Raw genomic sequence first — 26356 nt, 5'->3', positions numbered from 1 at the left:
AGGGCGAGTTCGCCCTGCCGGTCACCGTCACCCCGGCGCTGCCCGCCTCCGAGACGTTCGGCGAGCTGGAGATGCCGGCGCCGCTGAAGGCGGCGCTCGCCTCCGAGGGCATGACCGTGCCCTTCCCGATCCAGGCGGCCACCCTCCCCAACTCGCTGGCCGGCCGGGATGTCCTGGGCCGGGGCCGCACCGGCTCGGGCAAGACCCTGGCCTTCGGACTCGCGCTGCTGGCCCGCACCTCCGGCCGCCGCGCCGACGCCAAGCGCCCGCTGGCCCTGGTCCTCGTCCCCACCCGTGAGCTGGCTCAGCAGGTCACCGACGCGCTCACTCCGTATGCCCGGTCGCTGAAGCTGCGTATCGCCACTGTGGTGGGCGGCATGTCCATCGGCCGTCAGGCCAGTGCGCTGCGCGGTGGCGCCGAGGTCGTCGTCGCCACCCCGGGCCGTCTCAAGGACCTCATCGAGCGCGGTGACTGCAAGCTGGACCGGGTCACCGTCACCGTGCTGGACGAGGCCGACCAGATGGCCGACATGGGCTTCATGCCGCAGGTCACCGAGCTGCTGGACCAGGTGAACGCCGACGGGCAGCGGATGCTCTTCTCGGCGACGCTGGACCGCAACGTCGACCTGCTGGTGCGGCGTTACCTGAACGACCCGGTCGTGCACTCCGTCGATCCGTCCGCCGGCGCGGTCACCACGATGGAGCACCACATCCTGTACGTGCAGGGCGCCGACAAGTACGCCACCACGACGGAGATCGCGGCGCGCGAGGGCCGGGTGATCATGTTCCTGGACACCAAGCACGCGGTGGACAAGCTCACCGACCACCTGCTGCACAGCGGGGTGCGGGCGGCCGCTCTGCACGGCGGGAAGTCGCAGCCGCAGCGCACCCGCACCCTGGAGCGCTTCAAGACGGGGCACGTCACGGTGCTGGTCGCCACGAACGTCGCGGCGCGCGGCATTCACGTCGACAACCTGGACCTCGTGGTCAACGTGGACCCGCCGAGCGACCACAAGGACTACCTGCACCGCGGCGGGCGTACCGCCCGTGCCGGGGAGTCCGGCAGCGTCGTCACGCTGGTGCTGCCCAACCAGCGCCGCGAGATGACCCGGCTGATGGCGGACGCCGGGATCACCCCGCAGGTCGCCCAGGTCCGCTCCGGCGAGGCCGAGCTGAGCCGCATCACCGGCGCGCAGACCCCCTCCGGCGTCCCCGTGACGATCACCGCGCCGGTGACCGAGCGACGTCGGCGCAGCGCGGCCCCGCGCGGCCGGCGCAGCCCTGCCTCTGCCGCCCGGCGCGTGAGTCAGCGGCAGTCCTCCTACGACGCGGCGGCCTAGAACCTTCGTGATCCGGAAGCTTGCCCATGTGTGCAGGAGGCACCTTTTGTCGTTGATCCAGACCCGTCCCCGCTCCATTACCAGCGCCTTCGCGTGCGGGACGGTGGCCGACGCCATGGACACCGCCGGACCGCAGGTCTGCGACGACATGACCGTCGAGGTGGCCCTGTCCGTCATGGCGGGTGCGAGGGCCGGGCACCTGCTCGTCTGCGACGACAGCGGTCTGTGGACCGGGCTGGTCACTCAGCCCCAGCTCGCAGCGGTTCGTGACGGCTCCGCGTACACGGACCGGGTCCAGCTGCGGGACCTCAACGGCGGCCGGGGGCCGTACACCTCGCCGGTCGCCACCCTGGCAGAGGCCGAGCGCACGATGCGCTGCGGCCAGGTCGACGTTCTGCCGGTCGTCGACGAGCACGGCAGCGCCTTGGGCGTCCTGGCCGTCGCGCGCTGAACCTGCTCGACCGCCACAGAAGCACCCCGTCCGCCCCTCTCCCTGTGAGGCCTCATGCGCTGTGTCATCGCCCGCTTCCCGTTCGACCTCACCAGGAGCGGCGTCCTGGAATCGATGAAGGGCGTCAAGCCCGAGCCGGTCTCCGGCGAGTCCGTGATCATCGGTCGGCGCACCTACCCCGTCAAGCAGGTCGGTCAGGTGATCACACGCCAGGACCGCCGCGACTTCAGCGTGGGCGAAGTGCTGCGGGCCATGACCCAGCTGGGCTTCACCTGCCGCGAACTTCCCCGGACCGCCGTGCTCACGCGGGGCCTCGCCCCGGTGCGGCAGGCGTCCGCGATGCTGGGAGCCCCTGCGGCAGCCTGACCGAAGGGCAGGCGTGACCGACCCGCCGCCGAACCGAAGCGTGAGAGGGCCCGACCGGGTGTGCCGGCCGGGCCCCCGGCGCGTGCCGGGGGCTTTTCGGGTGCGGTGGATCAGTGGTCGGAGTAGCTGAAGTCCCCCATGGACCACGCGCTGACGTCCTCGATCGCCACCCGGTACATCCCGCCGGTCTCCGGAATCCCCACCGAGCCCTGGAGAATTCGGGCCACATGGAAGTGCAGATGGGTGGGTGGTGCTTCCTCGTGTGCCGTGGCGGTGAACACGGCGGAGAAGTCCCTCAGGCGGTCCGAGTCCGCCAAGACCTCCGACACCCGCTGCCTCCAGACGGCCTCGGGAGCCAGGCGGCCCGTGATGACAGCACCACCGGCGACCACGGTCAAAGACATCTGATTGCTGTGCCCGGACTCCACCAGGGCGGCAACGTTAACAAGCAGCGCGTCAGGCTTCGACATGGGGCCGATTATATTCGCCGCCCGCCCGGCCGCTTTCCGTGGTGCGGGTTTCGGCAGTCGCGGCCCCGTCGCCGAGGGCGCCGGGCTCCTGCCTACGGTGACCGACGGCACCGTGCTCGCCCACCGGCTGCCGCCCGGCCGCCAGCCCGGCGGGGGCGCGGGGAGAGGGGGCAGGTGGGATCGCCGGGCTCTGTGCCCTGGGCCGGCCGAGGGCTTCGCGTCGGCGTCCGCGCCGGTGCGGCGGTGTCAGCGAGGCAGGACGGCGGTGATGGTCTTGCCGCCGGCCGCCCCGCGGGTGATCCCGGTCGTGCGCGCGAGATGGTTGATCAGGGGCCAGCCGAAGCCCCCGGTGGCGCCGGTCAGGTCGGGAGCGCGCGTGCGGGGCATCTGCGGGCTCGGGTCGTGGACGGCCACCTCGATGCTGTCGACGTGGGCGGTCAGGCGGAGTGTGAAGGTTCCGCCGCCGTGGCGCAGGGCGTTGGTGGTCAGTTCCGAGACGACCAGGACCACCGCGTCGGCGGCTTCGCCCGCGACCGCAGGTTCGAGCTCTTCCAGGAAGGCGAGTGCGCTGCCGCGCGCCCCGGCGGCGGTTGCCGTTGCGGGGGCAGCCGCGGCCGCGAGGCTCATCGTGTCCATCGGGCCACCTCGTTCTGTGGATCGTCCGTGCCTGTCTGACGGGTGCTTGTGCCCGAACCGTGGTCCGCCAACCCGTCTGCGGTGAAATGCCTGTTGGCGACGGGGCCCCGAAGGGTGGCGCACGGTGCGTGCGGTGGGCTGCGTGGACGCCCGTATCGTCCCCGGTGCGGCGGACTTCTATCCTTGGCCCGGCGTGAACGACCGCAGGGGAAACGGCCATCGGGGGATCGGGTCAGCATGGGCATGCGCGAGGACGGGGAGCGGTACCCGGCGATGGAGGGCATACGACCGCTCGCGGCCGGTGATCCGGTCAGGATCGGGCCCTACCCTCTGCTGGGCCGGCTCGGCGCAGGGGGGATGGGACGCGTCTACCTGGCCCGCTCCGGGGGCGGGCGCACCGTGGCCGTGAAGGTGGTGCACGAGGAGCACATCGCGAACGGCGAGTTCCGGGCCCGGTTCCGTCGGGAGATCGAGGCGGCCCGCCGGGTCGGCGGGCGTTACACCGCCGCCGTGCTGGACGCCGACCCGGACGCAGAGCAGCCCTGGGTGGCCACCGGCTATGTGCCGGGCCCCTCTCTGGACCAGGCGGTCCGGGAGCACGGTCCGCTGCCCGCCGCCTCGGTGCACGCCCTGGCCGAGGGGCTGTTGCGGGCGTTGCGCGGCATCCACGCCGCCGGGATCGTCCACCGCGACCTGAAGCCGTCCAACGTCCTGCTGACCGTGGACGGCCCCCGCGTCATCGACTTCGGCATCGCCCGCGCGCTCCAGGTCTCCGTCGAGTCCCTGCTGACCAGCACCGGAATGGTCATCGGCTCGCCCGGATTCATGGCCCCGGAGCAGATCCTCGGCGAGGAGGCCGGGCCCGGGGCGGACGTCTTCTCCCTCGGGTGTGTGCTGATGTACGCGGCCACGGGGCGCCTGCCGTTCGGCAGCTCCGTGGGCAACCAGCACGCCGTGATGTACCGGATCGTCGAGTCCCCACCGGACCTCGCCGCGGTGCGGGACGCCTCCCTGCGGGAGCTGATCGAGCGCTGCCTGACCAAGAAGGCCGCTGAACGGCCTGGTGTCGACGGGCTGTTGGACGGGCTGGATCTGCCGGAGAGCGCGGGAGCGCCGCGTGGTGCGTGGCTGCCCCCGCTGCTGCTGGCGCGTCTCGCGCAGCAGGCGGCCCTGCTGCTCGACGCGGAGGTGCCGTCGCCGTCCGAGGCGGCTGCCCAGCCCGAGGCGGCTGCCGGGCCCGGGCCGGTCGCGGCGGCCCATCCGGGCCCGGGGGCGGGCGCCGGGGCCGAGCCGAAGCCGGGGACGGGCCTCGGGGCGGGCGCTGCGGCGGAGCCGGAGCAGGGGTCGGGGGCCGAGGGGTGCGCGGTGGGTGGGGCCTGGCCCGTCGCGTCTGCCTCTGCCCAGTCCGGGGCCGCTGCCGGACCGGGGGCGGGGGACGAGCCCTCTGACGCGGCTGCTCCCTCCGCCGTGCCCACCCCGCCCCGTGCCGACGTCGGCACGGTCGGCCTGCGGCCGGAGCCGGCGGTTGCGCCCGAGCCGGCGCCGGCACGGGGCGGGGCTGCTCCGTCGGTCCCTGACCCGGCCGCTCCGTCGCCCCCTGAGCCGGCTGTCCCGTCGGTGTCGGCCCCCGGCCCGGCTGTCCCGTCGGTGTCGGCCCCCGGCTCCCCGCCGGTCGTGGTCGCTCCGGAGGCCGAAGGGTCCGGCGGGGCTGCCGGGAGCGGGCCGCGCGCCCGCCGTCGCCGTACGTGGGTCGTGGCGGCCGCGGTCCTCGCGGTGCTGGCCGTCGGCGGCACCGTGGCATTTCTCGGCCAGGGGCCGGGCGGGGACACGGATGTACGGGGAGGGGGGACCACCGCCGAGCCCGGTACCGCTGGTGCCTCGCCCAGCCGTGCCGCCTCGCCGTCCGGGGCCCCCGGCGACGAGGAGTCGCAGGCGGACGGGGAGGAGGCGGACGGGGAGAAGAAGGAGGCAGGGGAACCGGACGAGGGCCGGGGCGGTCGGGACGGCGCGGGCGCGGGGCGGGCCTCGGACAGCGGGGGAGCCGCAGCCTCGGGCGGTGGCTCGTCCGGGTCAGGTGACGGGTCCCGTGACGGTTCCGGGCCCGGGGACACCGGGACGCCAGGGAGAGGCGGCGTACCGAGCGGGTCCGGGGCGCCCGGCGACCGGCCGGCCGCCGGTGCCGAGGGGGCGGGGTCCGACGCGCGACCGCCCGCAGGGGACTCCGGCTCCGCGACGCCGGACCAGCAGGTGCCCCGGCACTTCGTCGGGACCTGGACCATCGCGTCGCGGTACGACGTCCTCCAGCCCCACAAGGTGGTCATCCGGCGGGCGTCGCCGGGGCAGGTCGCGGTGACCCTCGTCTCGGACGTACAGGGCACGGGGCACTGCGAGTACACGGCGAAGCTCAGCTCCGTGACGGACGGCGGGAAGCGGATCAACGTCGGTACGGCCGTGGTGGACACGGCCCGTTCCACCGGCAGGTGCGGCGACTCCGACCCCTCGTTCTTCGCCGTCGACGGGGCCGGCATCCTTCACGACGTCGGTCCCGCCCACGGAAGCGGCTACCGCTACAACCGGGCCTGACCGCACGGAGCGCACGGACCCGCACGGACCACACGGGCCCGAACGGACCCGCACGGACCGCACGGACCCGAACGGACCCGCACGGGCCGTCCGGCCTTCGCCTTCGCCCCCGACCTCGGATCTGCCCCGGTTTTCGCTCGCCGTCCCGCCGGCCGGCTCGCGGCAGTGTGTCAACGGGCGGTAAAGAAGAGGGCTTTCTCCTCACGGAGGCCCTGACCTCTATAGGATTCTTCTCTTTTTCGTGTGGGCCGGTGGACGGAACATCTCCAGGAGGAACAGCGATGTCGCGCATCGCACAGGACAGGGCGGTACGCACCCGTGAGGCGCTGATCATCTCCGCGGCGGAGATCTTCGACGAGTTCGGGTACGCGGGGGCGGGGGTCACGAAGATCCTCGAACGCGCGGGGGTCACGACGGGGGCGATGTACTTCCACTTCAAGTCGAAGAGCGAGCTGGCCACGGCGGTCATGAGCGCCCAACAGCAGTCGATAGAGCCGCCGCAGGGCTCCCACGGGTTGCAGCGGCTGGTGGACATCACCCTGGTCTGGGCCGTACGGCTGCGGACGGACCCGCTGCTGAGGGCGGGTGTACGGCTCTCCGTGGAGCAGGGCAGCTTCGGGCTCCAGGACGCGACGGCCTTTCTCAACTGGCGGGACGCCATCGTGGAGTGCCTGGACGTGGCGCGGGACGAGGGCGATCTCCTGGCGGACGCCGACCCGCACGCGATCGCCGAGTTCCTGGTCGGCGCGTGCACCGGCGTCCAGCTGTACTCGCAGCTGATCAGCGGCCGGGAGGACCTGCTGAGGCGCACCGTGGGGATGTGGCGGATGCTGTTGCCCGGAATCGCCACCCCCCAGGCGCGGCAGCGGGTCCTGCTCGACGCGGACCGGGGGTACGCCGTGTAAGCGCCGCGCGCCTGGTGGCGACGGGTGCCCGTGGGCCGACGGGCGCCCGGTGGGTGCCCGTGGGGCGTCGCGTGCCCGGCGGCGGGGCGGCCGGAGTCAGCCCGCCGCGTCGCCCGGGTACGCGGTCTCGAACGCCGAGTGGAACAGGGCCGTGACGTCCTGGCCGCTGAGTCCTTCCGCGCGGGCCTGGGTCATCCAGTCGGCCAGGACGGTGTGCAGCGGGGAGCCGGGGCCGGTCCGGGGCCGGGCCAGGGAACGGGTGATGAACGTGCCCGCCCCCTGGCGGACCTCGGCGAGCCCCGCGCGTTCCAGCTCCCGGTAGGCCTTGAGCGTCGTGTTCGGGTTGACCTTGGTGGCCGCGGCGACCTGGGCGGCGGTGGGCAGCCGGTCGCCCTCCTCCAACGCCCCCATTCGCAGCGCCTGTTCGACCTGGCGGACGATCTGGAGATACGTCGCCACCCCGCTGCGCCGGTCGATGCGGAACACGACCACGGACTTCACCTTCCGCTCGATTGCCGACACTTTACGTAGGGGGCGCGCACCACGCCTACAGCGGGCGGTGCGTGACGCGCCACAGGGCGAACCCGGTGAGCAGGGCCGTTCCGGCGAGCAGCAGGCCCGCCGCGGTCCACTGCATCGCCGCCATCTGGTCGTAGCCGAGGTACTCGATGACGTTGTTGACGATGCCGTGCTCCTGGAGGCACGCGTTCCGCGCCTCCACGGTCGCCTCGGTGCAGGCGCCCCAGCCGTACAGGTCCCCGTCTGCACTGCCGACCCAGCGCTCCACCTCGTACGAGTCGCGGAAGCGGTCGGGAAGTTCGCTGTTCAACGGGTAAGTGAACATCTGCGAGGAGCCGAGGCGTACGCGGATCTCGTCCCAGACGAACAGGGTGGTGATCGCGGTGAAGAGGAACGTGATCACCATGGCCGGGAGCACCCGGCGGGCCAGGATGCCGATGGTGACGCCCGCGGCGGTGAGGAAGAGGAGGAGCGCGGGCAGGACGGGGCCGGTGTTGTCGAAGATCACGCCGTCGATCCACTGGCTGAGGAAGACGGAGCGGTACGGCTTCCACCACCAGGTGAACAGGGCCGAGAGCACCAGGCCGGATACCAGCGCGAGGGAGTAGGCCAGGCCCAGCTTGGCGATCAGCCACTGGCGGCGGGTGACGGACTGGGTGGTGACGAGCTGCGCGGTGCCGGTCTCCTGGTCGCCCGCGATCAGTGGGGCGCCGATGAAGACGGCGAGGATCAGGGGGAGGCTGCCGAGCACGGTGGTGATGTAGCGGTAGCCCCGGTCCTCCTGGAGCACGCTGCCGACGTCCTTCTCCGGCCAGCCCTTCGCGTCGAGCAACTGGACCAGCGTGTGACGCTCGTACACGATCCAGAGCGCGCACAGCAGGGTGAGGCCGAGGACGCAGACCAGCGCGGTCCGGTGCTGGCGTACGACGAGCCAGGGCAGCCCGCGCAGGAGGCGTCGGCGGGAATCGGTTGCGGCGGACTTCTCGGTGAGGGTGGTGCTCATGCGGCCTGGGTCCCTTCGGCCTCGACACGGGCGCCCTGGGTGTAGAGGGCGGGGGCGTCCGGGGAGCGGAGGTGGGCGAGGAGGACTTCCTCCAGGGAGGGCTCGGCGGTCTCCCAGTCGGCCGGCAGCGGGCCCCTGGGCCGGATCATCGCCCGGAACTGCCTTCCCTGGACGCGGGACTCCACCACGGTGTGGTGGGCGAGCCCGGGCGGCGCGGCGCCGTCCTGCGCCCTCCCGGTCACCAGGGCGTGGGCAGGGACGAGCGCGTCGGCGTCACCGGCCATCCGCATCCGGCCCTCGGCGACGACCAGCAGGTAGTCGCACATGTCCTCCAGCTCGGTCAGCATGTGCGAGGACATCACCACCGTGGTGCCCCGCTCGACGGCCTCCGCCATCAGCAGAGTGCTCATCTCGTCGCGGGCCAGCGGATCGAGGTCCGACATCGGCTCGTCCAGGAGCAGCAGGTCGGGCCGCTTGCCGAAGGCGAGCGCGAAGGCCACACGGGTGCGCTGGCCACCGGAGAGCGTGCCGATCCTGGCGTGCAGAGGGACGTCGCCCGAGCGGACGATCCGCGTCGCCGCCGCCGCGTCCCAGCCGGGGTTCAGTTCGGCGCCCAGGCGCAGGGTGTCGGCCACGGTGAACCGCTTGAACAGCGGTTTCTCCTGCCCGAGGTACGCGAACCTGGGCATCACCGCGGGGTCGTCCACCGGTACGCCGAAGACGCGCAGTTCGCCGGTGGTCGGCTGGACCCGTCGGGTCGCCAGTCCGAGCAGCGTGCTCTTGCCGGCCCCGTTCGGGCCGACCAGGCCGCAGATGCGCCCGGCCGGTATCCGGAAGGAGCAGTCGCGCAGCGCCCAGACGCGCCGGTAGCGCTTGCCCAGGCCGCGGGCTTCCAGCGCCCAGCTGCCGGACGTCGCGTTCGGAGTGCTCGTGTCCGCCACGCGCTTCACCTCGATTCCATGAGTCAATTAATGGAATCATGGTCTTGGGGGAGAATGACTGTCAAGCTTGAGAGCCAGGAGCCAGGAGCCAGGAGCCAGGAGCCAGGAGCCAGGAGCCAGTCCCGGCCGTGCTGCCGGGGCGCTCCTGGTGGCGGTCGTCGCCGTCCCGCCGGCCTGGCTCGCGGGCGGACCCGGCCGGTCGGACTGGCGGGAGCGGGGGAGTAGTACGTTCCTGGGCGTGCGGGAGCGGCCGCACGCCGACACGAACGGGGGCCGGGAGATGGGCGCCAGCGACGGGACCGCGGTGGACGGGCGGCCGGGCCGGAGCCGTACGGCGGGCGGAGGCGAAGGCAGCGGCGTTGCGGCGGGCGCGGTCGGCGCATGGCCGGGCCGGGCCGGCCATGGGAGTGCGGTCGGCGGCGCCCGTAGGGCCGCTGACGCGGCAGACCGGCCGGCCGGCGGGCTCGACGGCCCGGAAGAGGGGCATGGCGCCGACGAGGCATGCGGCCCGGAAGAGGCGTGCGGCCCGGCTGCCCGCGACGGCTGTGGCGTGCTCGCCCTGCCCGGCCCCCTGGTCACCGTCGCGTGGCTCGCGGAACGGCTCCGGACGCCCGGACTCGTCGTGCTGGACGCGTCCTTGCCGGCGCACCGCGGCGCGGGCGCCCGTGTCCCCGGGGCCCGGCGCTTCGACCTCGACGGTCCGTTCAGCGACCCCGGCTCCCCGCTGCCGCACACGATGCCGGGCCCCGAGCGGTTCACCCGTGAGCTGCGCGCCCTCGGGGTCGACGACGCGGACACCGTGGTCGTGTACGACGGGGCCGGGGTCTACTCCAGTCCGCGGGCCCGCTGGATGCTCCGGGCGGTCGGCTTCGACCGGGCGGCCGTGCTCGACGGCGGACTGCCCGCGTGGACCCGCGCAGGGCAGCCCGTCGAACCGGATTTGCCCGCTGCCGCGCCGCCACCGCCCGGGGACTTCACGGCCCGGCCGCGCGCCGGACTGCTGGTCGGCAGTGCCACCGTACTGGCGGCCCTGGCGGACCCGGATTCGGCTGTGTTCGACGCCCGGACCCGGGAACGGTTCGCCGGTACGGCCGCCGAGCCCCGGCCCGGCTTGCGGGCGGGGCACATGCCGGGGGCGGTCAACCTGCCGTTCGACGCGACCCGGCGCGGCGGGCGGGACGCCGGCCGGATGCGCCCGGCCGGTGAACTGCGCGCGCTGTTCGCGGAGTCGGCCGGGCAGCGGCAGCGGCTGGTGATGAGCTGCGGGTCCGGCGTCACCGCGTGCGTACTGGCGCTCGCGGCCGAACTGGCCGGGTACAGCCAGGTATCGGTGTACGACGGGTCCTGGAGCGAGTGGGGGCTGCCGTCCCACCTGCCGGTCACCGACACCGGCTGACCCGGAGGCGTCGGCACGGTCCCGGACTGCCGCTGACCCGGACGCGTCGGCATGGTCCCGGGCTCCCGCTGACCCGGACGCGCCGGCACGGCGGTTCCGAGGCGCGGGCCCCGTCGCGCGCCCCGTTCTCCTTCTACGGTGCGCACTCCAGCACCAGTTCCACCGCACCGTCCAGGCGGGCCCGTTCGAGCTCGGTCAGGCAGGGGCTCGCCTGTCGGCGGGCACGGGCGAGCGCCAGGTCGCCGGCGGGCGCGCCGCCGTCGTCCGCGAGCTCCGCGAGGAGCGCCGACAGCAGCGTACGGACCTCCGCCCCTGAGGGGCGCCCCGGATCGAGGGCGGTCCGGGCCAGGGCCAGCGCCGACATCGCCCGGTCGAGCCCCGGCGGGCCCTCGGACGCGGTCGACCAGTCGACCACCACCGCGCCCCCGTCCGTCAGCACCACGTTCTCCGGGCACAGGTCCAGGTGGAGGACGCAGTCGTTGGGGTTCGTCGACACGCGCGGCGGGATGGCGTGCAGTTCGCGCAGCAGACGGGCGAGCAGCACGGCCGCGTCGGCGGCTCCGAGCGCACCCGCCAGCAGGGCCTCGGCCAGGGTCGGACCGGACAGCCGCTGGAGCACCAGGTCCGAGGGGCGGGCCCCCTCGGCGGGCGGGCCGATGCGCGGCACCGGGAAGCCGAAGGCGCCGACGTACGACATCACCGCCAGCTCGTCCGTCGTGTCGGTGCGGTCGCGGTACCGGCGAAGGACCCAGGAGCCGTCGAGTGCGTACACGTCGGCGGTGCGTCCCGAGCCCAGAAGTTGCCCTGTGTGCATGAGGCCGAACCTACCCGGGCCCCCCACGGAAGGGGAGAGGCCTTCCGGCTGCGGACGCACGGCCGGCAACGGCGCCGTCCGCCCGCCGTACGGCGTGGGGCGGACGGCTGCGGACGGTGACCCATAACGCCGGGGGAGGGGGGCGAACGGGATCTCCTGCGGCGGACGGCCCCGCCGCTACGGTTTCGGCAATTCCCTGGTCCGGACCAACCCCCACCGGACTCGGACACCCCCTGAACCAAGGAGAGTTACGTGGAGAGATCCATCCTCCGCAGACGCGCCTTCGCCGCCGGGACCGCCACGGTGGCCCTGGGCGCACTCGCCCTCGCCGGGCTGACCGGTGTGGCGTCCGCCGACCCCGCGGCCACCACCGCCCCGCCGGTCTCCGCCGACAGCCTCTCCCCCGGGCTGCTGGCGGCCATGGAGCGCGATCTCGGCCTGGACGCCGACGCCGCCAGGAGCCGGATCGCCAACGAGTACCGGGCCGCCGCCGTCGCCGACGGGTTGGAGAAGTCCCTCGGCGCCAGCTTCGCCGGCGCCCGCGTCAGCGGTGACGACGCGACCCTGACCGTCGCCACCACCGACGCCTCGGAGACCGGCCGGATCGCCGACGCCGGAGCCAGGGCGGAGGTCGTCGGCCACAGCCTCGACCGGCTGGAAGGGGTCAAGGAGACCCTCGACAAGGCGGCACTGCGCAAGGCGCCCAAGGACGTGCCGGTCTGGTACGTCGACGTCGAGGCCAACCGGGTCGTGGTGAACGCCGCGAGCACCCCGGCCGCCGAGGTGTTCCTGAAGTCGGCCGGGGTCGGCGCCGATCTGGTCACCGTCGTCCGCTCCGCGGAAAAGCCCCGCACCTTCGCCGACCTGCGCGGCGGCGACGCCTACTACATGAACCCGTCCGGCCGCTGCTCCATCGGCTTCTCCGTGAAGCGCGGCACCCAGAACGGCTTCGTCACCGCGGGCCACTGCGGCCGGGTCGGCACGACCACCAACGGGGTCAACCAGCAGGCCCAGGGCACCTTCCAGGGCTCGACCTTCCCCGGCCGCGACTACGCCTGGGTCGCCACCAACGCCAACTGGACGCCGCGCCCGGTGGTGAACGGATACGGGCGGGGCGACGTCACCGTCACCGGCTCCACCTCGGCCGTCGTGGGCTCCTCGGTCTGCCGCTCCGGCTCGACCACCGGCTGGCACTGCGGCACCATCCAGCAGCTCAACACCAGTGTCACCTACCCGGAGGGCACCATCTCCGGCGTGACCCGCACCAGCGTCTGCGCCGAACCGGGCGACTCCGGCGGCTCGTACATCTCCGGCAGCCAGGCCCAGGGCGTCACCTCCGGCGGCTCGGGCAACTGCTCCTCCGGCGGTACGACGTACTTCCAGCCGCTCAACCCGGCGCTCCAGGCGTACGGGCTGACGCTTGTCACCAGCGGCACCCCGACCGACCCGCCGACCACGCCTCCGACCGATCCGCCCACCGACCCGCCGGGCGGCACCTGGGCCGCCGGCACGACGTACGCCGCCGGGTCCACGGTGACGTACGGCGGAGCGACCTACCGCTGCCTCCAGGGGCACACGGCCCAGCCCGGCTGGACCCCGCCGAACGTCCCCGCCCTCTGGCAGCGGCTCTGAGCGCCCCGGTCCGCTGACCGCCCCCCGCCGTCCGTCCGGCGTCACCGCACCTCCCGAACCTCTCCGCCTCTCCGCACCGAGGACTCCGAGGAAACTGTCATGACCCCACCCATGGACCAACCGACCCCGCCCGGAACACCCGCGGGCGACCCGGCTCCTGACGAGACGACGGGGGGCGAGCGGCGGATCAGCCGCAAGGGCCTCCTGAAGGCCGCCATCGCCGCGAGCGCGGCCCCCCTGCTCGCGGGAGGAGGCGTCGCGCTCGCCCGGGACGCCGCCTCCTCCGGGGACGGGCTGCCGGCCCCCACCCCGGCCTGCGACGACGGGGACGACCCGACGCCGCCGCAGATGGAGGGGCCGTACTTCAAGCCCGACTCGCCGCGTCGCACCAGCCTGGTGACGGCCGGCACCCCCGGCGTGCCGCTCACGGTCAGCGGTTATGTCTTCGGCCGGGCCTGCCGGCCTGTCGCCGGAGCGCTGCTCGACTTCTGGCAGGCCGACACCAACGGGGCGTACGACATGGCCCGCTACGCCTTCCGGGGGCACCAGTTCACCGGGCCGGACGGGGCCTTCAGCCTCACCACCGTCGTGCCGGGCCTCTATCCGGGCCGTACCCGGCACATCCACGTGAAGGCGCAGGCGCCCGGAGGCCGTGTCCTCACGACGCAGCTGTACTTCCCGGGGGAGCCGCGCAACAACACCGACGCCCTGTTCGATCCGAGGCTGCTGATGAACGTCCGCAGCGCGGGGAACGGGCGCCAGGGCTCCTTCGACTTCGTGCTGGACGTCGCCCAGTCGCCCGACCCGACCGATCCGCCCACTGACCCGCCCACCGAGCCGGGCACCAGCTGGTCGTCCGGCACCTCCTACCGCGCGGGAGACCGCGTGACCTACGGCGGGGTCGCCTACCGCTGTCTTCAGGCGCACCTGGCCATGCCGGGCTGGGAGCCGCCCAAGGTCCCCGCGTTGTGGGAACGCGGGTAGACCCGGACAGCGAACGCGCACCGCCGCCCGCGCCCCGTTCACGCCGTCCGGCGCGTGAACGGGGCGCCCTCGCGCGACCGGCGGCCTTCGCGTGCACCGGGCGGGCCTGCGCGTGGACGGTGGCCTTCGCGTGTACGGGGCGGACCTTCGCGTGTCCACGGCGCCGGCGTCCGGGGCACGCGGCGTCCGGGGCACGCGGAGCGTCGACGGCGTCCGGCGGGCCGCCCCGCCTACTTGGCGTCCGCGTACCGCTCGACCACCGCCGTCGTGAACGGGAACCGCACCGGCGTCTCCCCGAAGGCGGTCCGCCCGGCCAGCTCGCCGGCCGTGCGGATCGCCTCCGTGACGGCGGCGGCCTCCTCGGCCGGGCAGTGGACGATCACCTCGTCGTGCTGGAAGAACACCAGTTCAGCGCGCAGCCCCCGCACGAAGAGCGACCGGCGCAGCGCCGCCAGCAACAGCAGGGCCCAGTCGGCCGCGCTGCCCTGCACCACGAAGTTGCGGGTGAAACGCCCCCGGGCGCGGGCCAGGCCGCCGTCGGCCGTGCTCTCGCCGCCCTCCTGGGGGAGGCCCGCCTCCTCGTCCCCGCCCGCCGCCGCGACCGGTGGGCTGGTCCGGCCGAGCCAGGTCCGCACCACGCGCCCCTCCTCACCGGCCCGCGCCGCGTCGTCGACATACGCGACGGCGAGCGGGAACCGCCGACGGAGGGCGGCCAGGTTCTTCAGCCCGTCCCCGGACGTCTGGCCGTAGACCGCCCCGAGCAGGGCCAGCTTGGCGTGTTCGCGATCGCCGTGGAACGCCCGGTCGGACAGGGCCGTGTAGAGGTCGCCGTCATGGCCGGCCACCTCCATCAGCCCCGGGTCCCGGGAGATCGCCGCCAGCACCCGCGGCTCCATCTGGTCGGCGTCCGCGACGACGAGACGCCACCCCGCGTCGGCGACGACGGCCTGCCGGATCACCTTGGGGATCTGGAGGGCGCCGCCGCCGTTGGTCGTCCAGCGGCCGCTGACCGTGCCGCCCGGCTGGTACTCCGGGCGGAAGCGGCCGTCGCGCACCCAGTCCTGGAGCCAGCTCCAGCCGTGCGCCGTCCAGATCCGGTACAGCTTCTTGTACGCGATCAAGGGCTCGACCGCCGGGTGGTCCAGCCCCTCCAGCTCCCACCTCCGGGTCGACTTCACCGCGATCCCGGCCTGCGCGAACGCCTTCACCACGTCGGCGGGCAGATCGGGGCGGACCCTTCTGCCGAACGCCGCCGACACCTCGTCCGCCAGCTCGGCGAGTCTGCGGGGCTCGCCGCCGCCCGCGTACCGCTCGCCCAGCAGCCCGTGCAGCACCTCCCGGTGCACATCGGCGCGCCAGGGCAGCCCCGCCCGGTGCATCTCGGCGGCGACCAGCCGCCCCGCCGACTCCGCGGCGGTCAGCAGCCGCATCCGGTCCGGGCGCCGCGCCGCGTCGTGGCGGCGCACCTGGTCCGCGTAGACCCGGAGCAGGCCGCCGAACGGCACTCCGGGGCCCGACGGCGGATCGAAGAGGGAGGACTGCGCGCCCGGCTCTGCGGCCCTGGCCGGCGGGTCCGACGGCACGGGCGCGTCGTCCAGCCGGGCCAGCGCTGCGGCCGCGGACCGGGGCTCGCCGAGCCGCCCCGCGTGCCCGAGCAGCAGCGACTCGGCGCACTCCACGTCGTAACACCGCTCGACGCGGACCCCGGCGGCGAGCAGCCGGGGATAGATCCCGGCGGTCGACCGCCACACCCAGCGCACCACGTCGGGGCGCGAGCGGACCGCCTCGACGAGATCGGGCTCGGCCACGGCGGGGCCGGCGGGCGTGCCGTCCCGGGTCAGCGGCGCGAGCAGCGCGCCGCCCCCCTCCGTCGGCATCAGCGCCCACCGTTCGGTCATGGGTGCGAGTCTGGCGCCCGCCACTGACAACGCCCCCGCCCCGCCGACTGGCCGGGCGGGGCGGGGGCCGCGAGGATCGGCGCATGGAAGCGATGCGGTACGAGGAGTTCGGCGGCCCCGACGTCCTGCACCTGGTCCGGCTGGACGCGCCGCGCCCCGGCCCGGGCCAGGTCAGGGCGGCGGTGCGGGCGGCCGGGGTCAACCCGATCGATCACAAGATCAGGAACGGCTGGATGGAGGGCGTGTTCCCCACCGTGCTGCCCGCGATACCCGGGACGGAGTTCGCCGGGGTCGTCCTGGAGACGGGCGAGGGCGTCACCGCGTTCGCTCCCGGCGACGAGGTCCTCGGCCGGAGCGCCACCGGCTCCTATGCCTCAGAGGTCCTGGCGGAGGAGGCCTCCCTGGCCCGCAAGGAGCGGGGGCTGTCCTGGGAGGAAGCCGCGGCGCTGCCCGTCGCGGCAGGCACGGCCTCCCGGGTGCTGGACGAACTGGCCGTCGCCGAGGGCGAGACGCTGCTCCTGCACGGGGCGAGCGGCGGCGTCGGCTCCATGGCCGTGCAGTTGGCGGCGGCCCGCGGCGCGACGGTGATCGGCACCGCGTCCCCGGCCAACCACGACTATCTGCGGGTGCTCGGCGCGATCCCGGTGGCGTACGGGGACGGGCTGGTCGAGCGGGTGCGGGAGCTGGCCCCGCAGGGCGTGGACGCGGTGTTCGACGCCGCGGGGCGCGGGGCGCTGCCGGGCTCCGTCGAGCTGCGCGGCGGGACGACGGAGCGGATCGTCACCATCGCGGACGGGGACGCGGCGAAGCTGGGGGTGGCTTTCTCCTCCGGCGGTGGCGGCCCCTCGGCGGAGCGGCTCGCGGAGAACGCCCGGCTGGCGGCCGCCGGCGAACTGCGCGTGGAGGTCGCCCAGGTCTTCCCGCTCGCCGACGCCGCGAGCGCCCACGCCCTGAGCGAGGGCGGCCACGTCCGGGGCAAGCTGGTGCTGCTGCCGTAGCGGGCCCGGCGGCAGCCGCGGGGCGGCCCGGCGACGGGGCCGGCTTCCCGGCCGATGCGGCAGGGGCCGAGGCCGCCGGCACAGCGAGGCGTCCCCACCCTCACCGGGCAGGCCGGGCACCGCGCCGGGCGCACCGGGCAGGTCGCATCGGACACCGCACCGGGCAGGCCGGACACGCCGGGCGCCGTGCCCGGTGCGCCGTGCCCGCCCCGGTGTGCCCGCGGCGCCGTCCGGGCGTCCGCCTACCCTGGTCCGATGGACTCGGTGACCGATCAGGCGTGCGCGGCGGCGCTCTACGCGCAGGGCGACGCCGCCCTGGACGCCGGGGCGTCCCTGCTCGCCGCGGCCCCCGAGGCCGACGCGGAGGCGCACCGGCGCGGTGAGGAGTTCGTGCGCCGGGCCTGGGAACGGGGCTGGCACCCCGCCGATCTGGTGCGGTTCGTGCGGCGGGAGCTCGACGATCGGAGGGCGGCGCTGGCCGCGACGCTGATCGCCGCCGAGACCGCCCGGTACGCGCAGCTGCCGCACCGGTGGCGGCAGCAGCTCGCCGAACTCCCCGCACCCGTGGCGCGCAATCGCCCCGACCGCTTCTCCTACGCCGCTGATCTGCTGGAGCTGTACCGGCTGCTGCTGCGACTGCCCACCGTCGAACCGGTCGGCCCGCCGCCCGGCGCCGCGGCCGACCGGCTGCACCGGCCGCCCGCGACCGGTGAACCCCGCATGCTCACCCGTATCCGGGCGCTGCTGGCGAAGGCGGAGGCGACCGGCTTTCCCGAGGAGGCAGAGGCGCTCACCACCAAGGCGCAGGAGCTGATGGCCCGGCACAGCATCGACGAGGCCCTCCTCGCCGCCCGCACCCAGAGCCACGAGACGCCCGGAGCCTGCCGGATCGGGGTGGAGCCCCCGTACGAGAGCGCCAAGGCGATCCTGCTCGACGCCGTGGCCTCCGCGAACCGCTGCCGGGCGGTGTGGAACAGCGACCTCGGCTTCACCACGGTCGTCGGCTTCGAGGCGGACCTGGACGCGGTCGAGCTGCTGTTCACCTCGCTGCTCGTCCAGGGAACCGCCGCGATGACCCGGGCAGAGGCCGACCAGCGCGCCGCGGGGCGCAAGCGGACCAAGACCTTCCGGCAGTCGTTCCTGCTGGCGTACGCCCAGCGGCTCGGCGGCAGGCTCGCGGAAGGGGCCGAGCGGGTCACGGCCGACGCCGCCGGCGCCGTCGGCGCGGAGGCCGCCGACCCGGGACCCGGCGGCGGGCTGCTCCCGGTGCTGGCCGCCCGGGGCGTCGCCGTGACCGAGACCGCCGAGCGGATGTTCCCGCGGACCACGACGGCCCGGGTCCGCGGCGCCACCGACCCGGACGGCTGGGCGCACGGCACAGAGGCGGCCGACCGGGCCCGTATGGGCGACCCGCGGCAGCGTCCGCGCGGCGGCAGGGGCGGTGGGCGGAGCGGTTCGGGGGGAGGCTCGCAGGCGGGCTCCCGGGCAGGCTTCCCGGACGGCGACATCATGGCGTAAGCCGGGCTTGTCCCGGATTGCGGCTAGGCTCGGGCCCATGAGCTGGCTCCGGGCGCTGAAGGAGACCGCCCGCTCGGGGCTGGAGATCGAGCGGCAGAGGCTGGAACCCCTCATCGCCATGCGCGGTGCCGCGGGCCTCGCCCTCGTCATCGGCGCCAGCCTCGTGCTGTTCGGTCCGGAGATCGCGGCGAGTTCCGCGTTCGGCGCGTTCCAGGCGGCCCTCGCCACCTTCCAGCGCAGTTGGCGGCCGCGCCCCGTGCTGGCCCTGGTCTCCGGCGCGAGCCTCGCCGTCTCCACGTTCGTCGGCTACGCCAGCGGCTCGCACCCCGTCCTGTTCCTCTGCCTGCTCGGGGCGTGGACCTTCCTCGCCGGCCTGGCCTGGGCGGCGGGCCCGACCGGCGGCATCATCGCCGCGTCCAACGTCGCGATCATGCTCGTGACGATCACCCTGCCCACCTCCATCGCGGACGCCGCCGTGCACGCGGCGGTGATCGCCGTCGGCGGCCTCGTCCAGGCCGCGCTGATCGTGCTCTTCCCCATCCGCAGATGGGGCGCGCAGCGCGACGCGCTCGCCGACGCCCTGGCCGCGGAGGCCGACTACGCCCGGCGGCTGCGCCACGACCCGGTCGCCCCCTTCGACCCGCTGCCCCTGATGACCGCCCGCAGCGCCGCCGCCGTCACCCCGCGCCAGGCCCGCCGCCGCCCCGCCGAGCTGCACGGGGCCCGCGGCATCGCGGAGCGGCTGCGCCCGGTGCTGGCCTCGCTCGCCGACCCGGCGATGGGGGTGCCGGGCGACGGCCTGGAGAGGGCCTGGGTGAACGAGCTGCTGGGCGCGGCCGGCTCGGTCCTGGACGCCGCCGCGCGGGCCGTGCGGCACGGTGAGGCCGTCCACCTCTCCGCCACCGACCTGGGCGTCCTGAAGACCCCCGACAACGACGTGATCCTCGTCGGCCCCGCCCGCCGCGCCGCCGACCGGCTCGCCGCCCTGCTCGACGACGTCCTGGAGATCGCGGAGGGCACCGGGACCGACAGCGGAGTGCCGTCCGACCTCGCCCCGGACACCCGGCACCGCCCCACGCTGCTGCGGCTGGTGCCGGTGGTGTTGAAGGCGATGCGCCGCGAACTGCACCACGACTCCCCGATCCTGCGCCACGCGATCCGGGTCGCGGTGGTCGCCGTGGCGGGCTACTTCGTCGGCGCGGCCCTGCCGTTCGGGCACGGCTACTGGGCTCCGATGACCGCCGTCATGGTGATGCGGCCCGAGTTCTCCCAGACGTACGGCCGGTCGGTGGCCCGCTTCGGCGGCACCATGGTCGGCGTCGGGCTGGCCACCGCCATCCTCCAGACCGCCCACCCCGGCGCCCGGCCCTCCGCCCTGCTGGCGGTGGTCTGCGCCGGGCTGATGTACCTGCTGATGCGGACCGGGTACGCGGTCGGCCAGGCGTGCGTCTCGGCCTACGTCGTCTTCCTGCTCGGCATGGCCGGTGACGACTGGTCCCAGACCGTCACCGAACGCATCGTGCTGACGCTGGCCGGCGGACTCCTCGCGATGATCTCGTACGCCCTCTACCCGGCCTGGGAGACACCGCGCCTGCGCAGCCGGCTGGCCGACTGGCTGCTGGCGGACGGGGCGTACGCGGCCACGGTCGTCGACCAGTACGCCGACCCCTCGGCGCGGAACGTCGAGGACGTCCGGGCCACTCTGATCGCCACCCGGGAGGCGCGCGTCGCCTGGCAGGAGGCGCTGGCCACGGCCCAGCACGAACCCGTCCGCCACCGGGGCATCTCGCGCGCCGCCGCCACCGACGCCCAGCACGCGCTGGCCCAGCTGGGCCGGTCCGCGATGGTGCTGGAGGCCCACTTGCCGTCCGGCTCGGCCGCCCCGGTGCCCGGCGCGGCCGAGCTGGCCGAGGCGCTGCGCCGGGCCACCGAGAGGGGGGCGAAGGCGGTACGGGAGCGCCGGCTGCCCGACTGGCAGGCGGTGGCGGACGCGGTGGCCCACTGGGACGTGCCGCAGGGGCCGGCGGCCGAGCCGTCCGGTGGGCCGGCCGGGCAGCCGCCCACCGGTCCGCACGCCGAGGCCCAGGAGGGTCCGCCGGCCGCCCCGCTCGCGGGCGACCCGGTCGTGCGCTGGGGCGGGGCGCTGCTCCTGGAGGCGCTGGAGGAGTTCACCCGCGCCCTGGACGAACGCGGCGGCAGCACGCGGGTCAGCAGCACGCTGGCGGGGAGCTGACCCCTGGCCGGACCGCCCGCCCTGGGCCCCACGGCTCCCGGGCTACGGCGTGGGCAGGCCCGGGGAGCCGGGGAGCGACGGCAGGCCGGTCGGGAGCTTGTCCGGGCCGGCCTTGGCGAGGCTGTCCGTGATCCCGCCGTCCCACGAGACCACCAACTTCTCGCCGTCGTGGGACTCGACCGCACCCATGGTGCGGTCCTTCCCGCCGCCGGTGCACGTGAGCGCCAGCACCGGCTCCCCGCCCCTGTCCCGCACATCGCCCTGGCAGACGGACCGGTCGGCGACGAGGGCGACCTTGCGCGCGGCGATGGACACGGTGACGTTCTTGCCGTCGGTCAGCCCTGCCCAGGTGCCCTCCAGCGCGGCGACGTCCGTGCCGCCGCCCCCGGCGGACTCCCCGGGGCCCTTCCCGCTGTCGCCGCCGGGCGTCGCGCTCGCCGTGGGGCCGGCGCCGGTGTCCGTGCCCGCCTCGTCGTCGCTGCCGCACGCGGTCAGCGCCAGGGAGGCGGCGAGAGCGGTGACGACGACGGCGCCGGTGCGTACGAATCCGGTCACGTGGAGTTCCCCCTTGCTGTTTCCCGGCCGAAAGACCGCGTTACGTTACCAAGCCGGTCCGGGCCGACTCCGGTAAACGGGAGCGAAATAGCGGTGCCGTACGTCTCTCTCCAGGGAGTGGCCGACCGGGGGAAAGGCTGTAACCGCGGCAACACCCCGCGTGCACGTGCATCTGCTCATGCATTGGCATATGAACACAGCTATGATCCGAGGTAGTTGACACTTGCACCTTGCAACTCGGGGAGCGTCCTGTGCACCACGTGTACAACGGCATGGCGGCCACAGAGCTTCACGGAGTCGTCTGGCAGAAGAGCAGGCACAGTAACTCCCAGGGTTCCTGTGTGGAGTTCGCGAAACTGCCCGGAGGGAATGTGGCGATGCGGAACTCCCGTCACCCCGACGGGCCCGCCCTGGTCTACACACCGGCCGAGATCGAAGCTCTGCTGCTCGGCGTCAAGGACGGCGAGTTCGACCACCTGGCGACCGGCGGCTGACGGCGGAGCCCCCGGGGCGTGCCGCGACGCGGTGACGGCCGCCGGGCGCGGGGCGTACCGCAGGGTCACGGCGACGAGCGCGACGGCGGCATCGAGCGGCGGGCGGAGTCGGGCGACCGGCGGCGGCGGCAGGCGGCCGCAGGGGCTGAACGGCGCGGCAGGCCGGCCCGCGGCGCGGCAGGCCGGCCCGCGGCGCGGCAGGCAGGCCCACGGCGCGGCGACGGGCCGGTCCCCTGGCGCCGGAGTGGCCGCACGGCCGGTCAGACGTCTGGGCCGCCGTCCTTCTGGAGCCGGAAGAGAGCCCAGACGACCTTGCCGTACAGCGGGCCGGACGGCAGCTCTCCCGCCGGTGCGGGCGAGGGGTGCCAGCCCCAGCTGTCGCTGACGCACTCCACCAGGAACAGCCCCCGCCCCGATTCGGCCGAATCCGCGGCCTCGCCCGCCACCGGGCTCTCCCGGCTGGGGTCGCGCACCGCGCACACCAGACGCGAGGCCCAGCGCATCAGGTGCAGCCGCACCGGCGGGTCCTGGTACTCCCGCGGCGGTTCGTCGGGCAGCGCGTGGCGCAGGGCGTTGGTGACGAGTTCGGACACCACCAGGGCGACGTCGTCGAACCGGTCGCCCAGGTCCCAGCGGTCCAGGGTGGATCTGGTGAACTTCCTGGCCCCGCCCACCGCTTCGTAGCAGGAGGGCAGAGCGCACGATGCCGATCCGGCGACCCCTGAGGGGTCGGTTGGGGGAAGCCCCTGCCGTAACGGCTCGAGCATCGTCGATCCATTCGTCCCCATACGAGGCACTCCCGGGATTCGCGGCTGTAGCGGCACTGCCTGTAGCGGTACTGCGGGGGGTACAGCGGCACAACACGAGCACGCAGGTGCGCAGGGACCATGGTTCCGAATGCGCAGGGCAGATGCAAGGGCAGATGCACGTGCACGCGCCGGACCTGCCCGATACCGTGGTGGTTCTTGGGTATTTCTTCCCGAGGGCAGTTTCGGAGCTTTCAGGACGTCTTCCCATTTCCGTAATCGAATGAGTACGGGCTGAAGCGTTTTGGTGGCAGAATCCGGCACTTGGGGTTCGGGGGGTTCCGAGTGCCAGGTAGGCGATGGGGAGGGTCGGACCAGTGTCGGCAGGCGAGTCGAGTGGATCGGTGGTGCGGCGCATACTGCTGGGCTCTCAGCTCAGAAGGCTGCGGGAGTCGCGCGGTATCACCCGTGAGGCGGCCGGCTACTCGATCCGGGCCTCCGAATCGAAGATCAGCCGCATGGAGTTGGGACGGGTGAGCTTCAAGGCCAGGGACGTCGAGGACCTGCTCACGCTCTACGGCGTCACGGACGAGGCGGAGCGCGACTCCCTCCTCGGACTGGCCCGGGAGGCCAACGTGGCGGGCTGGTGGCACAGTTACGGAGACGTGCTGCCCGGGTGGTTCCAGACCTACATCGGCCTGGAGGGCGCCGCCTCCCTCATCCGGATCTACGAAGTCCAGTTCGTGCACGGCCTCCTCCAGACGGAGGCGTACGCCCACGCCGTCGTCTCGCGCGGCATGGGCGGGGCCTCGACCGCAGAGATCGACCGCCGGGTGGCTCTGCGTCTGGAGCGCCAGAAGGCCCTCGTCTCCGAGCGCGCACCGACGTTCCACGCCGTCCTCGACGAGGCGGCGCTGCGCCGCCCGTACGGCGAACGCGACGTCATGCGGGCCCAGTTGCGGCATCTGATCGATATGTCGGAGCAGCCGAACATCACGCTCCAGGTGATGCCCTTCAGCCATGGCGGCCATGCGGGCGAGAGCGGTTCCTTTACGATGCTGCGCTTCCCGGAATCCGACCTGTCGGACATTGTCTATTTGGAGCAGCTGACGAGCGCGCTCTATCTGGACAAGCGCGAAGAGGTCGCCCAGTACGAAAAGGCCATGGTGAACCTGTGCCAGGACAGCCCCGCTCCGGACGAGAGCCGGGATCTCCTGCGCGGGCTGCTCCAACTGACGTGATTTCTCAGTAGGATGACGCCACATCAGGAGTCTGCGCCTGCAGTAAGGGATTGCATGTCCTTCTTCCGTGAACTGGCCCACCAGTACATCGACGGTGAGTGGCTGAGTGGCAGCGGCTCGTGGGACATCATCGATTTCAATCCCTACAACGGAGAGAAACTCGCCTCCATCACCGTGGCCACCGCGGTGGAGGTCGACCGGGCCTACCGGGCCGCGGAGCGGGCGCAGCGGAAATGGGCGGCCACCAACCCGTACGAGCGCCGTGCCGTTCTCGAGCGCGCGCTCAGCGTGACCGAGGAGCGTGCCGAGGAGATCGTCGAGGCGATCATCGACGAACTGGGCGGCACCCGGCCGCGGGCCCGGTACGAGCTCCGCGGCGCCGCGGAGTTCCTGCGTGAGGCGATCCGCCAGGCGCTGCGGCCCACCGGTCGGCTGCTCCCTGCCGTCGGGGACGGCAGGGAGAACAGGCTCTACCGGCTGCCGGTCGGGGTGGTGGGCGTGATCAGCGCGTTCAACTTCCCGTTCCTGGTGGCGATGAAGTCGGTCGCGCCCGCCCTGGCGCTCGGCAACGCCGTCGTCCTGAAGCCGCATCAGAACGCGCCCGTCGTCGGCGGCGGACTGGTGGCGAAGATCTTCGAGGACGCCGGGCTGCCGGCCGGACTGCTCAACGTCGTCATCACCGACAGCGCGGAGATCGGCGAGGCGTTCATCGAGCACCCCGTGCCCCGGGTGATCTCGTTCACCGGTTCCGACCGGGTCGGCCGGCACATCGCCGCCACCGCGGCCGGCTCCTTCAAGCGGACCATCCTCGAACTGAGCGGCAACAGCGCCCTGGTGGTGCTGGAGGACGCCGACGTCGACTACGCGGTCCGGGCCGCCGTCTTCAGCCGCTTCCTGTATCAGGGGCAGGTCAGTATGGCGGCCAACCGGATTCTCCTCGACCGCTCGGTCGCGGCGGAGTTCACCGAGCGTTTCACCGCAGAGGTGGCCGCGCTCAAGGCCGGGGACCCGAGAGACCCGGAGACCCGGATCGGTCCCCTCATCAACGCCTTCCAGGCCGACGCCCTGGACTCCCTGGTCGACCGTGCGGTGGCGGACGGCGCGACGGCGCTCGTGCGGGGCCGGACCGTCGGCAACGTCGTGGCCCCGTCCGTCCTGACGGACCTGCCGGCCGACTCCCCGCTGCTCACCCGGGAGATCCTCGGACCGGTGGCCCTGTTGATGACGTTCGACGGCGAGGAGGAGGCCGTGCGGAGGGTCAATGCCGGCCCGTACGGCCTCAGCGGCGCGGTCCACACACGGGACGCGGAACGCGGGGTGCGGTTCGCCCGGCGGATCGTCAGCGGGATGTTCCACGTCAACGGCTCGACCGTGCAGGACGATCCGCTGGCCGCCTTCGGCGGTGAGAAGACCTCGGGCATGGGGCGGCTGAACGGGGAGGCCGTGGTGGAGGCGTTCACCACGCAGCGGTGGATGTCGATCCAGCACGGCCGCTCGGTCTTCCCGCTCTGACGGGGCCGCCACCGCCGGGCGCGCCCCGGCCCCTCGTACGCCCGCCCGTTCGGCGCCGCCGCACACCGCCCTGCCGGCCCGCAGGCGGGCGACTACCCTGAGGGCTGCCCCGTGATAGCCCCTGGCGGGCGCACGACGACGGACGCGGCGCCTCGCCGCGTTGTCGGGGCGTCCGCATGCATCCCGTATGCGGACGTCCCTCCGCCGTGCGACGCGCCGCGTCCGACGCCGCGCGCTGGCCCACCAGGGATTGCGGGACAGCCTCTGGTCGAAGTTGAGTAGGAAGCCTCGGAGAGGGAGCCCGGCACGGGCCCCGGCCGGGGATACCCCGGCCCGCGAACCCCGGGGAAGGGATGGGTGGGATGTCCGCGATCCGGCTGCTGGTCCTCGGCGCGGTGCGCATGCACGGCCGCGCGCACGGCTATCAGGTCCGCAACGACCTGGAGTACTGGGGTGCGCACGAGTGGTCCAACGCGAAGCCGGGCTCGATCTATCACGCCCTGAAGCAGATGGCGAAGCAGGGGCTGCTCCTCGCGCACGAGACCGCGCCCTCCACCGTCGGCGGCCCGCCCCGCACCGAGTACGAGGTGACGGAGCGGGGCGTGGAGGAGTACCGCGCCCTGCTGCGCACGGCCATCCGCTCCTACGACCAGAGCATGGACGTGCTGTCGGCGGCGATCGGGTTCATCGTCGACCTGCCCCGTGAGGAGGCGGTCGCGCTGCTCAGGGAGCGGATCACGGGCATCGAGGAGTGGCGGACCGCGGTCACCGACTACTACACCCCGGAGGAGGGCCCTGAGTCCGTCGGTCACATCGGCGAGATCATGAACCTGTGGGTGCACTCCGCCGACTCCGGCGCCCAGTGGACCCGTGGCCTGATCGAGCGGATCGAGGGCGGTGCGTACACCTTCGCGGGCGAGGGCGACCCCTTCGTCGGGGTGCTGGGCGAAGGGGAGGAGAACCCCTACGCGACGGGCGTCCCCGACCCCGGCGACGCCGAATGACGGCCGGTCCGGGCGATGACGGCCGGGCGGTCGCGGACCCTGAGGGCCGCGTGATCTCCGGACGCCGCAGCTAATCAAGTTTGACGAATGCAAGAGCGCGCGTTACTTTCGATGCGC

General features: G+C 73.9%; 24 protein-coding genes. 15 read left to right on the top strand and 9 right to left on the bottom strand.

Going from position 1 to position 26356, the window contains the following annotated elements:
• The 3 genes from V9U70_RS06740 to V9U70_RS06730 form a co-directional block, all read left to right on the top strand.
• On the top strand, window positions 1-1340 hold a 1340-nt coding region (locus V9U70_RS06740), incomplete at its 5' end, for a DEAD/DEAH box helicase (RefSeq protein WP_336673542.1).
• Between the two features lie 46 nt (window positions 1341-1386).
• Window positions 1387-1791 (top strand): CBS domain-containing protein, encoded by a 405-nt coding sequence (locus V9U70_RS06735; RefSeq protein ID WP_336673541.1) that lies wholly within the window; start codon window positions 1387-1389, stop codon window positions 1789-1791.
• A gap of 54 nt (window positions 1792-1845) precedes the next feature.
• A complete protein-coding gene (locus V9U70_RS06730) occupies window positions 1846-2157 on the top strand; it encodes an SCO5918 family protein (protein ID WP_336673540.1) in 312 nt (103 codons plus the stop codon).
• Between the two features lie 110 nt (window positions 2158-2267).
• Here V9U70_RS06730 and V9U70_RS06725 read toward each other — a convergent pair whose 3' ends face one another.
• Together V9U70_RS06725 and V9U70_RS06720 are read right to left on the bottom strand one after the other, a co-directional pair.
• Window positions 2268-2627 carry a hypothetical protein gene (locus V9U70_RS06725; protein ID WP_336673539.1) on the bottom strand — a complete coding sequence of 120 codons (360 nt, stop codon included), beginning with the start codon at window positions 2625-2627 and terminating at the stop codon, window positions 2268-2270.
• Window positions 2628-2873: 246 nt separating this feature from the next.
• Window positions 2874-3263 carry an ATP-binding protein gene (locus V9U70_RS06720; protein WP_336673538.1) on the bottom strand — a complete coding sequence of 130 codons (390 nt, stop codon included), beginning with the start codon at window positions 3261-3263 and terminating at the stop codon, window positions 2874-2876.
• A 237-nt stretch (window positions 3264-3500) separates the two neighbouring features.
• Between V9U70_RS06720 and V9U70_RS06715 the strand changes: the two genes are divergently transcribed.
• Both V9U70_RS06715 and V9U70_RS06710 read left to right on the top strand, forming a co-directional pair.
• Window positions 3501-5846: a serine/threonine-protein kinase gene (locus V9U70_RS06715; RefSeq protein WP_336673537.1), complete on the top strand. Its 2346-nt coding sequence runs from the start codon at window positions 3501-3503 to the stop codon at window positions 5844-5846.
• A 281-nt stretch (window positions 5847-6127) separates the two neighbouring features.
• Entirely contained in the window at window positions 6128-6751 is a 624-nt protein-coding gene (locus V9U70_RS06710) for a ScbR family autoregulator-binding transcription factor (protein WP_336673536.1), read from the top strand.
• Window positions 6752-6847: 96 nt separating this feature from the next.
• On the opposite strand, the gene V9U70_RS06705 is transcribed toward V9U70_RS06710, so the two are convergent.
• From V9U70_RS06705 to V9U70_RS06695, 3 genes are read right to left on the bottom strand one after another with little or no spacing between them, the layout of a single operon-like run.
• Window positions 6848-7252, bottom strand: a complete 405-nt coding sequence (locus tag V9U70_RS06705; RefSeq protein ID WP_336673550.1) for a GntR family transcriptional regulator — start codon at window positions 7250-7252, stop codon at window positions 6848-6850.
• Between the two features lie 46 nt (window positions 7253-7298).
• Window positions 7299-8273 (bottom strand): ABC transporter permease, encoded by a 975-nt coding sequence (locus V9U70_RS06700; protein ID WP_336673535.1) that lies wholly within the window; start codon window positions 8271-8273, stop codon window positions 7299-7301.
• On the bottom strand, window positions 8270-9214 hold the full coding sequence (locus V9U70_RS06695) for an ABC transporter ATP-binding protein (protein ID WP_336673534.1): 945 nt from the start codon (window positions 9212-9214) through the stop codon (window positions 8270-8272). Before V9U70_RS06695 ends, V9U70_RS06700 begins: the two co-directional genes overlap by 4 nt.
• Window positions 9215-9764: 550 nt before the next feature.
• Between V9U70_RS06695 and V9U70_RS06690 the strand changes: the two genes are divergently transcribed.
• Complete coding sequence (locus V9U70_RS06690) at window positions 9765-10610, top strand: sulfurtransferase (RefSeq protein WP_336673533.1); 846 nt, start codon at window positions 9765-9767, stop codon at window positions 10608-10610.
• Window positions 10611-10743: 133 nt separating this feature from the next.
• Here V9U70_RS06690 and V9U70_RS06685 read toward each other — a convergent pair whose 3' ends face one another.
• On the bottom strand, window positions 10744-11424 hold the full coding sequence (locus V9U70_RS06685) for a phosphotransferase (RefSeq protein WP_336673532.1): 681 nt from the start codon (window positions 11422-11424) through the stop codon (window positions 10744-10746).
• Between the two features lie 252 nt (window positions 11425-11676).
• Here V9U70_RS06685 and V9U70_RS06680 point away from each other — a divergent pair, with 252 nt between their 5' ends.
• Window positions 11677-13056, top strand: a complete 1380-nt coding sequence (locus V9U70_RS06680; RefSeq protein WP_336673531.1) for a carbohydrate-binding protein — start codon at window positions 11677-11679, stop codon at window positions 13054-13056.
• A gap of 99 nt (window positions 13057-13155) precedes the next feature.
• Window positions 13156-14040 carry a dioxygenase family protein gene (locus V9U70_RS06675; RefSeq protein WP_336673530.1) on the top strand — a complete coding sequence of 295 codons (885 nt, stop codon included), beginning with the start codon at window positions 13156-13158 and terminating at the stop codon, window positions 14038-14040.
• Window positions 14041-14270: 230 nt separating this feature from the next.
• On the opposite strand, the gene V9U70_RS06670 is transcribed toward V9U70_RS06675, so the two are convergent.
• Window positions 14271-15938 (bottom strand): bifunctional 3'-5' exonuclease/DNA polymerase, encoded by a 1668-nt coding sequence (locus V9U70_RS06670; protein ID WP_336673529.1) that lies wholly within the window; start codon window positions 15936-15938, stop codon window positions 14271-14273.
• Window positions 15939-16021: 83 nt separating this feature from the next.
• Here V9U70_RS06670 and V9U70_RS06665 point away from each other — a divergent pair, with 83 nt between their 5' ends.
• The 3 genes from V9U70_RS06665 to V9U70_RS06655 all read left to right on the top strand — a co-directional run bounded on the left by V9U70_RS06665 (window position 16022) and on the right by V9U70_RS06655 (window position 20687).
• Window positions 16022-16936, top strand: a complete 915-nt coding sequence (locus V9U70_RS06665; protein ID WP_336673528.1) for an NADP-dependent oxidoreductase — start codon at window positions 16022-16024, stop codon at window positions 16934-16936.
• A 255-nt stretch (window positions 16937-17191) separates the two neighbouring features.
• Window positions 17192-18454: a DUF2786 domain-containing protein gene (locus tag V9U70_RS06660; RefSeq protein ID WP_336673527.1), complete on the top strand. Its 1263-nt coding sequence runs from the start codon at window positions 17192-17194 to the stop codon at window positions 18452-18454.
• Between the two features lie 37 nt (window positions 18455-18491).
• Window positions 18492-20687, top strand: coding sequence for an FUSC family protein (locus V9U70_RS06655; RefSeq protein WP_336673526.1), 2196 nt, complete (start codon window positions 18492-18494; stop codon window positions 20685-20687).
• Window positions 20688-20729: 42 nt separating this feature from the next.
• Here the strand turns inward: V9U70_RS06655 and V9U70_RS06650 are convergent, their stop codons facing one another.
• On the bottom strand, window positions 20730-21242 hold the full coding sequence (locus V9U70_RS06650; protein ID WP_336673525.1) for a hypothetical protein: 513 nt from the start codon (window positions 21240-21242) through the stop codon (window positions 20730-20732).
• 251 nt (window positions 21243-21493) lie between these two features.
• Between V9U70_RS06650 and V9U70_RS06645 the strand changes: the two genes are divergently transcribed.
• Window positions 21494-21736 (top strand): DUF397 domain-containing protein, encoded by a 243-nt coding sequence (locus tag V9U70_RS06645; protein WP_336673524.1) that lies wholly within the window; start codon window positions 21494-21496, stop codon window positions 21734-21736.
• A gap of 260 nt (window positions 21737-21996) precedes the next feature.
• Here V9U70_RS06645 and V9U70_RS06640 read toward each other — a convergent pair whose 3' ends face one another.
• Window positions 21997-22503, bottom strand: a complete 507-nt coding sequence (locus V9U70_RS06640) for an ATP-binding protein (protein ID WP_336673523.1) — start codon at window positions 22501-22503, stop codon at window positions 21997-21999.
• Between the two features lie 356 nt (window positions 22504-22859).
• Between V9U70_RS06640 and V9U70_RS06635 the strand changes: the two genes are divergently transcribed.
• The 3 genes from V9U70_RS06635 (at window position 22860) to V9U70_RS06625 (ending at window position 26239) form a co-directional block, all read left to right on the top strand.
• Window positions 22860-23723: a helix-turn-helix domain-containing protein gene (locus V9U70_RS06635; protein WP_336673522.1), complete on the top strand. Its 864-nt coding sequence runs from the start codon at window positions 22860-22862 to the stop codon at window positions 23721-23723.
• A gap of 54 nt (window positions 23724-23777) precedes the next feature.
• Window positions 23778-25235, top strand: a complete 1458-nt coding sequence (locus tag V9U70_RS06630) for an aldehyde dehydrogenase family protein (RefSeq protein ID WP_336673521.1) — start codon at window positions 23778-23780, stop codon at window positions 25233-25235.
• A gap of 362 nt (window positions 25236-25597) precedes the next feature.
• On the top strand, window positions 25598-26239 hold the full coding sequence (locus V9U70_RS06625; protein ID WP_336673520.1) for a PadR family transcriptional regulator: 642 nt from the start codon (window positions 25598-25600) through the stop codon (window positions 26237-26239).
• Window positions 26240-26356 lie beyond the last annotated feature (117 nt).

It is taken from the genome of Streptomyces pratensis (assembly GCF_037137275.1).
Lineage (GTDB): Bacteria > Actinomycetota > Actinomycetes > Streptomycetales > Streptomycetaceae > Streptomyces > Streptomyces pratensis_B.
This window is presented reverse-complemented; position numbering and strand designations above follow the sequence as displayed.

Bases quoted from the DNA above. Each gene is read 5' to 3' on its own strand.
- V9U70_RS06660 (WP_336673527.1), top strand. From the start codon at position 17,192: ATGGACTCGGTGACCGATCAGGCGTGCGCGGCGGCGCTCTACGCGCAG.
- V9U70_RS06630 (WP_336673521.1), top strand. From the start codon at position 23,778: ATGTCCTTCTTCCGTGAACTGGCCCACCAGTACATCGACGGTGAGTGG.
- V9U70_RS06675 (WP_336673530.1), top strand. From the start codon at position 13,156: ATGACCCCACCCATGGACCAACCGACCCCGCCCGGAACACCCGCGGGC.
- V9U70_RS06715 (WP_336673537.1), top strand. From the start codon at position 3,501: ATGGGCATGCGCGAGGACGGGGAGCGGTACCCGGCGATGGAGGGCATA.
- V9U70_RS06700 (WP_336673535.1), bottom strand. From the start codon at position 8,273: ATGAGCACCACCCTCACCGAGAAGTCCGCCGCAACCGATTCCCGCCGA.
- V9U70_RS06670 (WP_336673529.1), bottom strand. From the start codon at position 15,938: ATGACCGAACGGTGGGCGCTGATGCCGACGGAGGGGGGCGGCGCGCTG.
- V9U70_RS06665 (WP_336673528.1), top strand. From the start codon at position 16,022: ATGGAAGCGATGCGGTACGAGGAGTTCGGCGGCCCCGACGTCCTGCAC.
- V9U70_RS06640 (WP_336673523.1), bottom strand. From the start codon at position 22,503: ATGCTCGAGCCGTTACGGCAGGGGCTTCCCCCAACCGACCCCTCAGGG.
- V9U70_RS06625 (WP_336673520.1), top strand. From the start codon at position 25,598: ATGTCCGCGATCCGGCTGCTGGTCCTCGGCGCGGTGCGCATGCACGGC.
- V9U70_RS06730 (WP_336673540.1), top strand. From the start codon at position 1,846: ATGCGCTGTGTCATCGCCCGCTTCCCGTTCGACCTCACCAGGAGCGGC.
- V9U70_RS06725 (WP_336673539.1), bottom strand. From the start codon at position 2,627: ATGTCGAAGCCTGACGCGCTGCTTGTTAACGTTGCCGCCCTGGTGGAG.
- V9U70_RS06720 (WP_336673538.1), bottom strand. From the start codon at position 3,263: ATGGACACGATGAGCCTCGCGGCCGCGGCTGCCCCCGCAACGGCAACC.
- V9U70_RS06710 (WP_336673536.1), top strand. From the start codon at position 6,128: ATGTCGCGCATCGCACAGGACAGGGCGGTACGCACCCGTGAGGCGCTG.
- V9U70_RS06685 (WP_336673532.1), bottom strand. From the start codon at position 11,424: ATGCACACAGGGCAACTTCTGGGCTCGGGACGCACCGCCGACGTGTAC.
- V9U70_RS06655 (WP_336673526.1), top strand. From the start codon at position 18,492: ATGAGCTGGCTCCGGGCGCTGAAGGAGACCGCCCGCTCGGGGCTGGAG.